The following is a 13,316-nucleotide window of genomic DNA, read 5'->3' as shown; positions in this document are numbered from 1 at the left end:
CCACCCGGGCGACGAGGTCTTCGACGCCTACCTGCGCGCCAAGGGCGCGGCCGACGACGAGGTCCGCCGCCGTACGGGCCTGGACTGGACGATCCTGCGGCCCGGCTCCCTGACGGACGACGCGGGCACGGGCATGGTCCGCCTGGAGGCCCACACGGGCCGCGGACCGGTCCCGAGGGACGACGTGGCCGCGGTCCTCGCCGAACTCATCGACACCCCGGCGACCGCGGGCCTCACCCTGGAACTGATCGCCGGCTCGGTCCCGCTCTCGGTCGCGGTGAAGGACGTGGCCGGCAACTGACCCGCCCCGACGCTCCCCGCAACGACGAAGAAGGCCCCCGGTGCAAGCACCGGGGGCCTTCTCAGTGTGGCGACGCCAGGATTCGAACCTGGGTAGGCTAAGCCGACGGATTTACAGTCCGCTCCCATTGGCCACTCGGGCACATCGCCATGGGTTCGCTGCCTTGGTTCTCCGCGTTTCTGCGGTGTTCCCCGGCAACGACGTAAACAATACCTGATCCCGGGGGGTGCTTCGCCACCGGATTGATCAGCGGTTCGGTCGGTGGCTCACCCCCTAGGCTTCTGGGGTACCCCACAGCATCCGAGCAAGGAGCCACGAGTCATGGCCGACTCCAGTTTCGACATCGTCTCCAAGGTCGATCGGCAGGAGGTCGACAACGCCCTCAACCAGGCGGTGAAGGAGATCTCGCAGCGCTACGACTTCAAGGGAACCAACGCCTCGATCTCCTGGTCGGGCGAGAAGATCCTGATGCAGGCGAACGGCGAGGAGCGCGTCAAGGCGATCCTCGACATCTTCCAGTCCAAGCTGATCAAGCGCGGGATCTCGCTGAAGTCCCTGGACGTCGAGGGTGAGCCGCAGCTGTCCGGCAAGGAGTACAAGCTCTTCGCCTCCGTCCAGGAGGGCATCTCCCAGGAGAACGCCAAGAAGGTCGCGAAGGCCATCCGCGACGAGGGCCCCAAGGGCGTCAAGGCGCAGGTGCAGGGCGACGAGCTGCGCGTCAGCTCGAAGAGCCGGGACGACCTGCAGGCCGTGCAGGCGCTGCTCAAGGGCAAGGACTTCGACTTCGCGATCCAGTTCGTGAACTACCGCTGACCTTGCCGTGAGGTCGTGACCGTCGTGTCCGAATACCGCCAGCCCCGCGCTCGGCGGTCCCCGCACACTGGGTCCGAGGAAGACCCGTACGGGGAGAGGAACCAGTCATGACCGTGTACGCGTACGTCGACGGCCCCCTGGGCGAGATGCTCCTCGTCGGGCAGCTCGCCGAAGGGGGCCGGGCCGTGCTGCGCTCGCTGTCCCTGCCGGGGCAGAAGGGCGCCGTCGAGGTCGAGGGCGGCTGGACGCCCGCACCCGGGGCGTTCGCCGAGGTCGAGCGGCAGCTGGGCGAGTACTTCGCCGGGCGCCGCGACCGGTTCGACCTGCCGCTCGCCGGCGACGCCGGGACCGCGTTCCAGCGGCGCGTCTGGCGGGCCCTGGAGGAGATCCCGTACGGGACGACCGTCTCGTACGGGGAGATCGCCCGGCGGGTCGGCTCGACCGGCGCCGGGGTACGGGCCGTGGGCACCGCGATCGGGCGCAATCCGCTGCTCGTGGTGCGGCCCTGCCACCGGGTGATCGGGGCCGACGGGAGCCTGCGCGGGTACGCCGCCGGGCTTGAGCGCAAGGAACGCCTCCTCGGCCTCGAAGGGGCCCTCGAAGAGGCCGCCGGCGGGGCCCTCGTGTGACCGGTGACGGGCTCTTCCCCCGCGAGCGGGCCACGGTGGCGCCCGGGGCGGTGCACGTGCCCGCGTGGCTGCCGTTCACGCGCCAACGGGAGCTGGTCGACGCCTGCCGGGAGTGGGGACGCGGGCCCGTCCCGTACCGGCGGACGGTGCTGCCGGGCGGCGGTGTGATGTCGGTGCAGACCCTGTGCCTGGGCCGGCAGTGGGTGCCGTACCGCTACCTCGACTCGGTCGGGGTAGAACTGCCGGACCGGCTGGTCGAGCTCGCCCGGGAGGCGCTCGTCGAGGCGTACGGGGAGCACGGCGGCTTCACCCCCGACACCGCGCTGGTGAACTTCTACGCGCCGGGGGCGCGCATGGGCATGCACCAGGACCGGGAGGAGCGCTCGGGGGCGCCGGTGGTGTCGCTGAGCCTCGGGGACCGGTGCGTGTTCCGCTTCGGGAACGAGGAGAACCGCGGCCGGCCGTACCAGGACGTCGACCTGGCCTCCGGGGACCTCTTCGTCTTCGGCGGGGCTTCGCGGTGGGTTCACCACGGGGTTCCCAAAGTGTTCCCGGGGACCGCCGAACCGGCGCTCGGCCTGGTGGGACGCCTGAACATCACGCTCAGGGAGACCGGCCTCAGCGTCTAATGTGCGGAGCATGACACCGGAACTCCGTCGCTCCCTGGGCCTCTTCGACGCGGTCGTGATCGGCCTCGGCTCGATGATCGGGGCGGGGATCTTCGCCGCGCTCGGGCCCGCCACGGACGCGGCCGGCTCCGGAGCGGGGCTGCTCTGGGCACTCGGGCTCGCCGCCGTCGTCGCGTACTGCAACGCCACGGCCTCGGCACGGCTCGCCGCCCGCTACCCCGCCTCCGGCGGCACGTACGTGTACGGTCGCGAACGCCTCGGCTCCTTCTGGGGATACCTCGCCGGCTGGGCATTCGTCGCCGGCAAGACGGCCTCGTGCGCGGCGATGGCGCTGACCGTCGGGGCGTACGTGTGGCCGGAGCAGGCGCACGCGGTGGCGGTCGCCGCCGTGGTGGCCCTGACAGCCGTCAACTACACGGGAGTTCAGAAGTCGGCGCTGCTCACGCGGGTGATCGTGGCGCTCGTCCTGGCGGTGCTCGCGTGCGTGGTCGCGGTGTCGTTCGGAGCGGGTGGGGCCGAAGTCACGCCGGTCGGCGAGGAGCTGACGACGGGTGGGGTGCTCCAGGCCGCGGGTTTGCTCTTCTTCGCATTCGCGGGGTACGCGCGGATCGCCACCCTCGGCGAGGAGGTCCGCGATCCGGCCCGCACCATCCCCCGGGCGGTGCCGCTCGCGCTCGGCATCACGCTCGCCGTCTACGGGCTCGTCGCGGTGAGCGTGCTGACGGTACTCGGCCCGGCGGCCCTCGCCTCCTCCCCCGCACCGCTCGCCGACGCGGCCCGCGCGGCGGACGCCGACTGGCTGGTGCCGCTGGTCACGGTGGGCGCGGCCGTCGCCGCCCTGGGCTCGCTGCTCTCCCTGATCCTCGGGGTGTCCCGTACGACCCTGGCGATGGCCCGGGACGCCTACCTGCCGACGCCCCTCGCGGCCGTCCACCCCCGCTTCCGGGTGCCGCACCGGGCGGAGCTCGCGGTGGGCGTGGTGGTGGCCGCGGTGGCGGCGACGGTGGACGTACGGGGCGCGATCGGCTTCTCGTCCTTCGGCGTCCTGGTCTACTACGGCATCGCGAACGCCTCCGCCTGGACACTGGGCGGCCGCGCGCGCGCCCTGTCCGCCCTGGGCCTCGCCGGCTGCGCGACGCTGGCCTTCGCCCTCCCCCTGGGCTCGGTCCTGGCGGGCTCGGGGGTGGTCGCGGCGGGCGTGGTGGCGTGGTCGATAAGCCGGGGCCGCGCGGTACCGCCCCGGCCGTAGGGCCCCGGCCGCGGGCCTGCGGCTGTGGCGCCCGGCCAGGGCCCGTCCGGCCCTGATCCGCCGGAGGGGCCCTAGTGGACGCCGTAGCCGTACGGCTGGTCCGTGGGGACGATCTCCTTGCCCAGCGGCAGGAGCGACACCGGGATCATCTTGAAGTTCGCGATGCCCAGCGGGATGCCGATGATCGTGAGGCACAGGACGATGCCCGTGGTGATGTGCCCCAGCGCGAGCCACCACCCCGCCAGGATCAGCCACAGCACATTGCCCACGCAGGACGCCGCGCCCGCGTCCCGCCGGTCCACGACCATGTGGCCGAAGGGCCAGAGCGCGTAGAGGCCGATGCGAAAGGCCGCAAGGCCGAAGGGGATGCCGATGATGGTGATGCAGAGCAGGACGCCCGCGGCCATGTAGCCCAGGAACATCCAGAATCCGCACAGCACCAGCCATATGACGTTGAGGATCGTCTTCACGGGCGTCGACCTGCCATCTGTTCGAGCCGGGCGATCCGCTCGGCCATCGGCGGATGGGTGGAGAACATCTTGGAGAGGCCCTGTCCGGGCCGGAACGGGTTCGCGATCATCATGTGGCTCGCGGTCTCGATCTTCGGCTCGGGCGGCAGCGGCAGCTGCTTGGTGCCGGCCTCCAGCTTCCGCAGGGCGCTGGCGAGGGCGAGCGGGTCTCCGGTGAGCTGGGCGCCCGAGGCGTCGGCCTCGTACTCCCGGGAGCGGGAGATGGCGAGCTGGATGACCGAGGCGGCGATCGGGCCGAGGATGAGGACCAGCAGGTAGCCGAGGATCCCCGGGCCGTCGTCGTCGTTGGAGCGGCCGACCGGGATCAGCCAGGCGAAGTTGACCAGGAACATGATCACGGAGGCGAGCGCTCCGGCGACCGAGGAGATGAGGATGTCCCGGTTGTAGACGTGGCTCAGCTCGTGCCCGATGACCCCGCGCAGCTCGCGCTCGTCGAGGATCGCGAGGATGCCCTCGGTGCAGCAGACGGCGGCGTTGCGCGGGTTGCGGCCGGTCGCGAAGGCGTTGGGCGCCTGCGTCGGCGAGATGTAGAGCCGGGGCATGGGCTGGCGGGCCTGGGTGGAGAGCTCGCGCACCATCTTGTAGAGCGTGGGGGCCTCGAACTCGCTGACCGGGCGGGCCCGCATGGCCCGCAGCGCCAGCTTGTCGCTGTTCCAGTACGCGTACGCGTTGGTGCCGAGCGCCACGAGCAGCGCGACGATCAGCCCCGTACGCCCGAAGAAGCTGCCGATGACGATGATGAGGGCCGAGAGCCCTCCGAGGAGTACGGCGGTCCTCAGCCCGTTGTGCCGGCGGTGCACGGTACGCCCTCCAAGTGGTGCGGCAGGGGAACCCTTTTCTTCGTGGTGGTCCACTCACTCAGTGGACCCTCCCGTACTGGTCAACGCCAGGCGGGAGGTTCGGGTTCCCCGGCTCGCACGGGGTGCCGTGTGGGCCGTACGGGTGATCAGCGGGCGGCGGGGATCTTCTCCAGGCCGAGGGCGGTGGGCTCGACCTCGCTGGTGCAGTGGGCGCAGCGGGAGGCGATGGCCGGGATCTCGGTGAAGCAGCGGGGGCAGTCGCGCTTCTCCGACTTCGGGTCCTTCGCCTCCTCCTTGGCGAACTTCTCCTGGATCTTCGTCATGGGGACGACGATGAGGAAGTAGAGGACCGCGGCGGTGATGACGAACGCTATGGCGGCGGCGATCGCCAGACCGTAGGGGAAGTCGGTCTTGCCGATGGTGAACTTGGCCTCGCTGAAGTCGCCGACCGAGCCCGTCGCCAGGCCGATGAGCGGGGTGATGAACGCCTTGCTGAAGCCGGTGACGACGGCCGTGAACGCCGAGCCGACGGCCAGACCGATGGCCATCGAGATGACGTTCCCGCGAAGGATGAAGTCCTTGAATCCGTTCAGCACGGGGTTTTGCTCCTCGGTGTTTCTCTGTGGGGGGTCAGAAGAGGCTGCCCGTCGCGAAGCGGAGGGCGAACTGCGGGTAGCCCGACAGGACGGCTCCGGCGGCGGCGGTCAGCACGATCGCCAGGGTGACCGGCACGGGGGCCTTGTGCGTCACGGGGGCGCCTTCCGGCGCGCGGAAGAGCAGGGCCGTCCAGCGCAGGTAGTAGTACAGCGCGATCACGACGTTGACGCCCATGATCACGGCCAGCCATCCGAGGCCCGCGTCGACGGCCGCCGAGAAGACGGTCACCTTGGCGAAGAGGCCGATGATACCCGGGGGCAAACCGGCCAGATTCAGGAGGAAGAACCCGAGCGCGAGGGCCGCCGCGGGGCTGGCGGCGTACAGGCCCCGGTAGTCCGCGATGCGGTTCTCGGGGTGGGTGCGGGCGACGAGCGCGACGACCGCGAAGGCGCCGAGGTTCACGACGGCGTACATCAGGGCGTACGCGACGGTGGCGCCGATCTGGTCGTCGTCGGAGTACGCGGCGGCCGCGATCGGCACCAGGAGGTAGCCGGCCTGGGCGACGGAGGACCAGGCGAGGAGGCGTACCGCGCTCCACGCGCGCGTGGACACCTGGCGGAGCGCGGCGACGTTGCCGGCGGTCATGGTGAGGGCGGCGAGGGCGGCGAGGGCCGGGCCCCACACGTCCGCGTACGACGGGAAGGCGACGACGGTCACCAGGATCAGGCCGGTGAAGCCGACGGCCTTGCCGACGACGGAGAGGTAGGCGGCGACGGGCAGCGGGGCGCCGACGTAGGTGTCGGGCACCCAGAAGTGGAAGGGCACGGCGGCCGTCTTGAAGGCGAAGCCGACGAGGGTGAGGGCGACGCCCGCCTCGGCGAGGGTCTGGAGCTGGCCGGGGACGTCGTCGAGGCGCTGGGCGATCTCCGTGAGGTGGAGGGTGCCGGTCGCCGCGTACACGAAGCTGACGCCGAGCAGGGTGACGGCGGTCGCGGTGACGGAGGAGAGGAAGAACTTGAGCGCGGCCTCGCCGGACATGCGGTCGCCGCGCTTGAGGCCGACGAGCGCGAACGCGGGCAGCGAGGCCACCTCGAGGGCGACGACGAGGGTGGCGAGGTCGCGGGAGGCGGGCAGCAGGGCGGCGCCGGCGGCCGAGGACAGCAGCAGGAACCAGAACTCGCCGGCCGGGAGCCTCTCGCGGGTCTCGTCCATGGACAGGAGCGCGGCGAGCAGTGCGCCGGCGAGGACGAGCAGCTGGATGACCAGGGTGAAGTGGTCGGCCGTGTAGCTGCACGCGGGCGCGTGGCCCTCGGCCTGGGCCTGGGCGGTCAGGCAGAAGGTGGAGCGGTCGCCGTCCCGCAGCGGCAGGAGGAGGGCGAGGGCGGCGGTGAGGCCGCCGATCGCGGTCCAGCCGAGGAGCTGCTTGCGCTCCGGCGGCACGAAGAGGTCGGCGACGAGGACGACGAGGGCGACCACGGCCGTGAGGGTGGGGGGCGCGATCGTGAGCCAGTCGACGGACTGGACGAGCGACCCGCTGGCGAACGACGTCACTGGGTGCCTCCGGCGAGGAGCTGCTGGACGGCCGGGTCGGTGAGGCCGAGGAGGACGGCGGGCCAGAGTCCGGCGAGGACGGTGAGGGCGACGAGCGGGGTCCAGGCGGCGAACTCGTACCCCTGGACGTCGGCGATCGCCGTCTCCCCCGCGGGTCGCGGGCCGCCCATGCAGACGCGGCGGACGACGACGAGGAGGTAGGCGGCGGTGAGGAGGGTGCCGAAGGCGCCGATCGCCATGAAGGTGAGGAAGGCGGGGCGGCTGAGGCCCTCGGCCGGGTCGAAGGCGCCGAAGAGGGCGAGCATCTCGCCCCAGAAGCCGGCGAGGCCGGGCAGTCCGAGGGAGGCGACGGCGGCGAAGGCGAGGAGGGCGCCGAGGCGGGGGGCGCGGCCGTAGAGGGCGGCGCCGGTGGCTCCGGCGAGGGTGTCGAGGTCGGCGGTGCCGTACCGGTCCTTGACGGCACCGACGAGGAAGAACAGCAGGCCGGTGACGAGGCCGTGGGCGATGTTGGCGAAGAGGGCGCCGTTGACCCCGGTGGGGGTCATGGTGGCGATGCCGAGGAGCACGAAGCCCATGTGGCCGACGGAGGAGTACGCGATGAGGCGCTTGAGGTCGCCCTTGTTGCCGGGCTTCGCGAGGGCGAGGCAGGCGAGCGATCCGTAGATGATCCCGGCGACGGCGAAGGCCGCGAGGTACGGGGCGAAGGTCGCCATGCCGTCGGGGGTGATCGGCAGGACGATCCGGACGAAGCCGTACGTGCCCATCTTCAGCAGGACGCCGGCGAGGAGGACGGAGCCGACGGTCGGGGCGGCGGTGTGGGCGTCCGGGAGCCAGCTGTGCAGCGGCCACATCGGGGTCTTCACCGCGAGCCCGAGACCGATCGCGAGAACGGCGATGACCTGCACGGACGTGGTCAGTCCACGGCCGTTGTCAGTGGCGAGTGCCACCATGTCGAACGTGCCCGCCTTCACGCCGATGAGGAGCAGGCCGAGCAGCATGACGACGGAGCCGAGCAGCGTATAGAGGATGAACTTCCAGGCGGCGGCCTGCCTGCCCTCGCCGCCCCAGCGGGCGATGAGGAAGTACATCGGGATGAGGACCATCTCGAAGGCCAGGAAGAACAGGACGAGGTCGAGGACGGCGAAGGTGGCGAGGGTGCCGGACTCCAGGACGAGCAGCAGGGCGACGAAGGCCTTCGGGGACGGGCCCGCAGGCATCTTGAAGTAGCTGTACAGCGCGCAGAGGAAGGTCAGCAGCGCGGTCAGGACCAGGAGGGGGAGGGAGATGCCGTCGACACCGAGGTGGATCCGCACGTCGAGTGCCCTGATCCAGTTGATGTCCGTCGTGGCCTGCATCTTCGACGGGTGGTCGTGGTCGAAGCCGAGCGCGAGGACGAGCGCGGCCAGCAGGATGACGCCGGTGACGGTGACGCCGTGGCGGAGCACGGCCTGGTCGGGTGACTTCCCCTTCAGTCCGGGCGGGGCGGGGAGGAAAGCGGCGGCGGCGCCGAGGAGCGGGCCGGCGACGATCAACGCCAGAAGGAACTGCATCACGGATTCGCTGATATCGATCACGGGTCACGCTCCGGCGGCGTTGGCGAGGGCGACGGCGACGATCGCCAGGACGACGGAGCCGGCGAGCAGGGCGCTGAGGTAGGTCTGCACGTTGCCGGTCTGGGCGCGGCGGACGAGCCAGCCGAGCCCCTTGGCGGAGTTCCCCGCGGCGCTCACGTAGGTGTCGACGACCTCGCGGTCCAGGAAGCGGACCAGGGAGGCCGCGGCGAGCACGGGGCGGACGAAGGCGGTCCGGTAGACGGCGTCCAGGTGGAAGCCGTCGGCGGCCGGTCCGTGCAGCGGCCCCAGGAGGGCGCGGCCGGGGTCGGCCGGGTCCTCGGCGGGGTGCGGCAGGTGCAGTGCCTCGGCCTCGACCTGACCGGCCTCGGCGTCCGGGTGGGCGACGTGCGGGACGGGGGCCGTGACCGGGGTGCGGGCGGCGAGGGTGCGCCAGACCGCGTAGGTGATGACGGCTCCGGCGGCGGCGAGACCGGTGCCGAGGACGGCGGTGGTCAGCGTCGGGGTCAGCGGGTGCCCGTCGAACCAGTCGTCGAGGTACGTGACGGTCAGACCGAAACCGAGGGAGGGGATCGCGAGGACCCACAGGACGCTCGTCATGGCGATCGGCTGGCGGCCGTGGTCCGGGGCTTCGGCGCCGCGGCCGCGGAAGGCCCGCAGCCAGAGCCGGAGCGCGTACGCGGCGGTCAGCAGGGCCGTGAGCAGTCCGGCGACGAGGACGATCCAGCCGGCCCCGGCGGGGGCGACGTCCCGCTCGCCGAGGGCGGTGTGCTCGGCGGCCACGAGGACGGCTTCCTTGGAGAAGAAGCCGGCGAAGGGCGGGATGGCGGCGAGCGCGAGCAGGGCGACGGTCATCGTCCAGTACGCGTCGGGGATGCGCTTCGCGAGGCCGCTCATGCGGGACATGGCGGTGAGCGAGTTCGTGCCGGCGGCGTGGATGACCGCGCCGGCGGCGAGGAAGAGGAGCGCCTTGAACGCGGCGTGCGAGAGGAGGTGGAAGACGGCGGCCCCGCGGTCGCCGACGGCGAGGGCACCGGCCATGTAGCCGAGCTGACCGATCGTCGAGTAGGCGAGGACCCGCTTGATGTCGTCCTGGGCGAGCGCGGCGAGACCCGAGCCGACCATGGTGATCGCGGCCATCACGGCGAGCACGGTCATCGCGGCGGCGGAGGCGGCGAAGACGGGCAGCAGCCGGGCGACGAAGTAGATGCCGGCGGCGACCATCGTCGCCGCGTGGATGAGCGCGGAGACGGGGGTGGGGCCTGCCATGGCGTCCGGGAGCCAGGTGTGGAGCGGGAACAGCGCGGACTTGCCCGCGACGCCGGCGAGGAGCAGCAGCGCGATCGCCGTGGGGTGGTCGAGGCCGCCGCTCGCGACGGCGCCGAGGACGCCCGTGATCCGGAACGTGCCCGCGTCGGCGGCGAGCGCGAAGAGACCGATGAGGAAGGGGACGTCACCGAGCTTGGTGACGAGGAAGGCCTTGAGGGAGGCGGCTCGCGCCTCGGGGGTCTCCCAGTAGTGGCCGACGAGGAAGTACGAGCAGATGCCCATGATCTCCCAGCCGACCAGGAGCACCATCAGGTCGCCGGAGTAGACGACGAGCAGCATCGCGGAGGTGAAGAGGGAGACGAGCGCGGCGTACGAGGGGTAGCGCGGGTCGTCGCGGAGGTAGCCGGTCGAGTAGATCTGCACGCAGGTGGCGACGACGCCGACGAGGACGGCGACGAGCGCGGCGAAGCCGTCGATGTGCAGGGCCAGGTCGATCGGGACCGAGCCGGTCGGGGTGAGCTGGGTGGCGGCGTCGATCGCCTTCCCTCCGCCCTGGCGGGCGGCGACCAGGACGGCGAGGACCGCGGCGGCGAGCGTCGGCAGCACGGCCAGCGGGCGGACGAAGCCGGGGGCGGTGCGTCCGAGCAGGAGGCCGGCGGCGGAGCCGAGGAAGGGGAGGAGGGGGACGAGGACGGCGAGGGTGGTCGTGGTCACGCGGCGGCCTCGGCCTTCTCCTCGGCGGACGGCTGTTCTTCGGCCGACGGCTGTTCCCTGGTGTCGCGGAGGCGGTCGACGTCCGAGGTGCCGCGGTTGCGGTGGACCATCAGGACGATCGCGAGACCGATGCCGATCTCCGCGGCGGCGACGGCGATGGTGAAGAGGGTGAGGGCCTGGCCGGCGTGGAGGGCGTCGCGGAGCCAGACGTCGAAGGCGACCAGGTTGAGGTTGACGGCGTTGAGCATGAGCTCGACGGACATCAGGACCAGGATCGCGTTGCGGCGGGCGAGGACACCGTAGAGACCGACGGCGAAGAGGAGGGCGGCGAGGACGGCCGGGTAGGCGAGGTGCATCAGCGCTCGTCCTCCTTCTTCTTCCGGGAGAGGACGATCGCGCCGACCAGGGCGGCGAGCAGCAGCACCGACAGCGCCTCGAAGGGCAGCACCCAGTGCTGGAAGAGGATCTCGCCGGTCACGTCCGTGGAGCCCTGGGCGGGCCCGTCGAGGTCGATCCAGGTCGTGCGGAACGCGTCGACGACCACCCAGACGAGGGCGGCCGCGGCGGCCAGGGCGACGGCGAGGGCGACCGGCCGGTTGCCGGAGTCGGCGTCCGGGGAGCGGCCGATGGGGGCCTTGGTGAGCATGAGACCGAAGAGGAGGAGGACGACGACGGAGCCGACGTAGATGAGGACCTGGACCCAGGCGATGAACTCGGCGGTCAGGAGCAGGTACTCGACGGCGAGCCCGCCGAGCGCCACGACCAGCCAGAGGGCGGCGTGCACCAGCTGGCGGGTGGTGACGGTGACGAGGGCGGCGCCGAGGGTGACGAGGCCGACGAGGAGGAAGGCGATCTCGACGCCGGTGGGCGAGAGGAAGCCGTGGGCCTGTGCTGCGAGGGTCACTGCTGGTCCTCCTGGGCCTGGGCGTCGGCCTGGGCCTGGGTGGCGGCCCCGGCCTGGGTGGCGGCCTCGGCTTCGGCTGCGGCCTGAGCTGCGGCGGCGGCTTCGGCGGCGGCCTGGGCGGCCGCCTTCTCCGCCGCCTTGCGGGCCGCGGCGATCTCCTTCGGCTCCTCCGCGTGCGGGTCGAGCGCGGGCGGCTCGGGGACCGTCCACATCCACTCGCGGAGCTTGTCGCGCTCGTGGGTGAGCTCGTGGATGTCGGTCTCCGCGTACTCGAACTCGGGCGACCAGAACAGTGCGTCGAAGGGGCAGACCTCGATGCAGATCCCGCAGTACATGCAGAGCGAGAAGTCGATGGCGAAGCGGTCGAGGACGTTCCGGCTGCGCTCACGGCCGCCGGGGGCGGCGGGCGGCACCGTCTCCTTGTGGGAGTCGATGTAGATGCACCAGTCGGGGCACTCACGGGCGCAGAGCATGCAGACCGTGCAGTTCTCCTCGAACAGGCCGATGACCCCGCGGGTGCGGGGCGGCAGCTCGGGCTGCACGTCGGGGTACTGCGCGGTGACGGTCTTCTTCGTCATCGTGCGGAGGGTGACGGCGAGGCCCTTGGCGAGGCCGGAGCCGGGAATCGGAGCCATGGTTACTGGATCGCCACCTTCACGATGCCGGTGAGCGCGATCTGCGCGAGGGCGAGCGGGACGAGGGTCGTCCAGGCGAGCTTCTGGAGCTGGTCCTCGCGCAGGCGCGGGTAGGACACCCGCAGCCAGATCACGACGAAGGCGAGGACGGCCGTCTTGAGGAGGGTCCAGACCCAGCCGAGGCCGTCGGCGCCGAAGGGGCCGTGCCAGCCGCCGAGGAAGAGGACGGTGGTGAGACCGCAGAGGACGACGATGCCCGCGTACTCGGCGAGCAGGAAGAGGGCGAAGCGGAGACCGGTGTACTCGGTGTACGCGCCGAAGATGATCTCCGAGTCGGCGACCGGCATGTCGAACGGGGGCCGCTGGAGCTCCGCGAGACCGGCGGTGAAGAACACGAGCGCGCCGATGATCTGCCAGGGCAGCCACCACCACTCGAAGGCGTTCAGGATGCCGGGGAGCGAGACGGTGCCGGCGGCCATCGCGACGGAGGCGGCGGTGAGCAGCATCGGCAGCTCGTACGCGAGGAGCTGGGCGGCGGTACGGAGGGCGCCGAGCAGCGAGAACTTGTTGGCGGAGGCCCAGCCGGCCATGAGCGAGCCGAGGATGCCGACGCCCATCACGGCGAGCACGAAGAAGATGCCGGCGTCGACGACCTGACCGACGGCGCCCTCGCTGGGTCCGATCGGAATCGCGACGAGGACGAAGAGGTACGGGAGGAGGGCGACGGCCGGCGCGAGCTGGAAGATCCGCCGGTCCGCGTCCTTCGGGACCACGTCCTCCTTCTGCGCGAACTTCACGCCGTCGGCGACGAGCTGGGCCCAGCCGTGGAAGCCGCCGGCGTACATGGGCCCGAGGCGCCCCTGCATGTGGGCCATGACCTTGTGCTCGGTCTGCCCGATGACGAGCGGCAGCACGAGGAAGACGGCGAAGACGATGAGCAGCCGGACGGCGACGTCGAGTGCGTCGTTCACGCGGGATCGCCTCCGGCGGGGTCGGTGGGGTCGGTGTCGGTGCCGTCACGCCCTGCGGGCGGCTCGGCGGGTCCGCCTTCGGCGGGAGTGCCTTCGGCGGGAGTGCCTTCGGCGGTGCGGGCGGCGTCGGACGCCGCCCGCACCGCCGAAGGC

General features: G+C 71.8%; 15 protein-coding genes and 1 tRNA gene. 5 read left to right on the top strand and 11 right to left on the bottom strand.

Translation table 11 applies throughout. From position 1 onward, the window contains the following. A partial coding sequence (locus tag CCN56_RS34380) for an NAD(P)H-binding protein (protein ID WP_179200083.1) occupies positions 1 to 301 on the top strand: 301 nt, incomplete at its 5' end. Between the two features lie 67 nt (positions 302 to 368). On the opposite strand, the gene CCN56_RS34375 is transcribed toward CCN56_RS34380, so the two are convergent. Further along, positions 369 to 450: transfer RNA gene (locus tag CCN56_RS34375), tRNA-Tyr, on the bottom strand. Positions 451 to 622: 172 nt separating this feature from the next. Between CCN56_RS34375 and CCN56_RS34370 the strand changes: the two genes are divergently transcribed. The 4 genes from CCN56_RS34370 (at position 623) to CCN56_RS34355 (ending at position 3,621) form a co-directional block, all read left to right on the top strand. Further along, on the top strand, positions 623 to 1,114 hold the full coding sequence (locus tag CCN56_RS34370; RefSeq protein ID WP_041130732.1) for a YajQ family cyclic di-GMP-binding protein: 492 nt from the start codon (positions 623 to 625) through the stop codon (positions 1,112 to 1,114). 107 nt (positions 1,115 to 1,221) lie between these two features. Beyond that, positions 1,222 to 1,743 carry a methylated-DNA--[protein]-cysteine S-methyltransferase gene (locus tag CCN56_RS34365; protein ID WP_086831732.1) on the top strand — a complete coding sequence of 174 codons (522 nt, stop codon included), beginning with the start codon at positions 1,222 to 1,224 and terminating at the stop codon, positions 1,741 to 1,743. Beyond that, positions 1,740 to 2,372 carry an alpha-ketoglutarate-dependent dioxygenase AlkB gene (locus tag CCN56_RS34360; RefSeq protein WP_086831731.1) on the top strand — a complete coding sequence of 211 codons (633 nt, stop codon included), beginning with the start codon at positions 1,740 to 1,742 and terminating at the stop codon, positions 2,370 to 2,372. The genes CCN56_RS34365 and CCN56_RS34360 overlap by 4 nt, the downstream gene beginning before the upstream one ends. Before the next feature lie 10 nt (positions 2,373 to 2,382). Continuing rightward, entirely contained in the window at positions 2,383 to 3,621 is a 1,239-nt protein-coding gene (locus tag CCN56_RS34355) for an APC family permease (protein ID WP_086831733.1), read from the top strand. Positions 3,622 to 3,692: 71 nt separating this feature from the next. Here CCN56_RS34355 and CCN56_RS34350 read toward each other — a convergent pair whose 3' ends face one another. The 10 genes from CCN56_RS34350 to CCN56_RS34305 form a co-directional block, all read right to left on the bottom strand. Further along, positions 3,693 to 4,091 carry a YccF domain-containing protein gene (locus tag CCN56_RS34350; protein WP_086831730.1) on the bottom strand — a complete coding sequence of 133 codons (399 nt, stop codon included), beginning with the start codon at positions 4,089 to 4,091 and terminating at the stop codon, positions 3,693 to 3,695. Then, positions 4,088 to 4,951 (bottom strand): zinc metalloprotease HtpX, encoded by an 864-nt coding sequence (htpX, locus tag CCN56_RS34345; protein ID WP_086831729.1) that lies wholly within the window; start codon positions 4,949 to 4,951, stop codon positions 4,088 to 4,090. The genes CCN56_RS34350 and htpX overlap by 4 nt, the downstream gene beginning before the upstream one ends. 146 nt (positions 4,952 to 5,097) lie before the next feature. Beyond that, positions 5,098 to 5,547, bottom strand: coding sequence for a large conductance mechanosensitive channel protein MscL (gene mscL, locus CCN56_RS34340; RefSeq protein ID WP_086831728.1), 450 nt, complete (start codon positions 5,545 to 5,547; stop codon positions 5,098 to 5,100). A 34-nt stretch (positions 5,548 to 5,581) separates the two neighbouring features. Beyond that, the gene (locus tag CCN56_RS34335) at positions 5,582 to 7,099 is read right to left on the bottom strand and encodes an NADH-quinone oxidoreductase subunit N (RefSeq protein ID WP_086831727.1); all 1,518 of its coding nucleotides are present in this window, start codon (positions 7,097 to 7,099) and stop codon (positions 5,582 to 5,584) included. Beyond that, the gene (locus CCN56_RS34330; RefSeq protein WP_086831726.1) at positions 7,096 to 8,649 is read right to left on the bottom strand and encodes a NuoM family protein; all 1,554 of its coding nucleotides are present in this window, start codon (positions 8,647 to 8,649) and stop codon (positions 7,096 to 7,098) included. The genes CCN56_RS34335 and CCN56_RS34330 overlap by 4 nt, the downstream gene beginning before the upstream one ends. A 27-nt stretch (positions 8,650 to 8,676) precedes the next feature. Continuing rightward, positions 8,677 to 10,653, bottom strand: coding sequence for an NADH-quinone oxidoreductase subunit L (locus tag CCN56_RS34325; RefSeq protein ID WP_086831725.1), 1,977 nt, complete (start codon positions 10,651 to 10,653; stop codon positions 8,677 to 8,679). Then, entirely contained in the window at positions 10,650 to 11,009 is a 360-nt protein-coding gene (nuoK, locus tag CCN56_RS34320) for an NADH-quinone oxidoreductase subunit NuoK (RefSeq protein ID WP_086831724.1), read from the bottom strand. The genes CCN56_RS34325 and nuoK overlap by 4 nt, the downstream gene beginning before the upstream one ends. After that, a complete protein-coding gene (locus CCN56_RS34315; protein ID WP_086831723.1) occupies positions 11,009 to 11,557 on the bottom strand; it encodes an NADH-quinone oxidoreductase subunit J in 549 nt (182 codons plus the stop codon). The genes nuoK and CCN56_RS34315 overlap by 1 nt, the downstream gene beginning before the upstream one ends. Next, positions 11,554 to 12,192 (bottom strand): NADH-quinone oxidoreductase subunit I, encoded by a 639-nt coding sequence (locus CCN56_RS34310; protein ID WP_086831722.1) that lies wholly within the window; start codon positions 12,190 to 12,192, stop codon positions 11,554 to 11,556. The genes CCN56_RS34315 and CCN56_RS34310 overlap by 4 nt, the downstream gene beginning before the upstream one ends. 2 nt (positions 12,193 to 12,194) lie before the next feature. Further along, positions 12,195 to 13,163, bottom strand: a complete 969-nt coding sequence (locus CCN56_RS34305) for a complex I subunit 1 family protein (protein ID WP_041130719.1) — start codon at positions 13,161 to 13,163, stop codon at positions 12,195 to 12,197. Between the last annotated feature and the right edge of the window lie 153 nt (positions 13,164 to 13,316).

The organism is Streptomyces sp. NRRL B-24572, assembly GCF_002156145.1.
In the GTDB taxonomy this organism is placed as follows: domain Bacteria; phylum Actinomycetota; class Actinomycetes; order Streptomycetales; family Streptomycetaceae; genus Streptomyces; species Streptomyces vietnamensis.
This window is presented reverse-complemented; position numbering and strand designations above follow the sequence as displayed.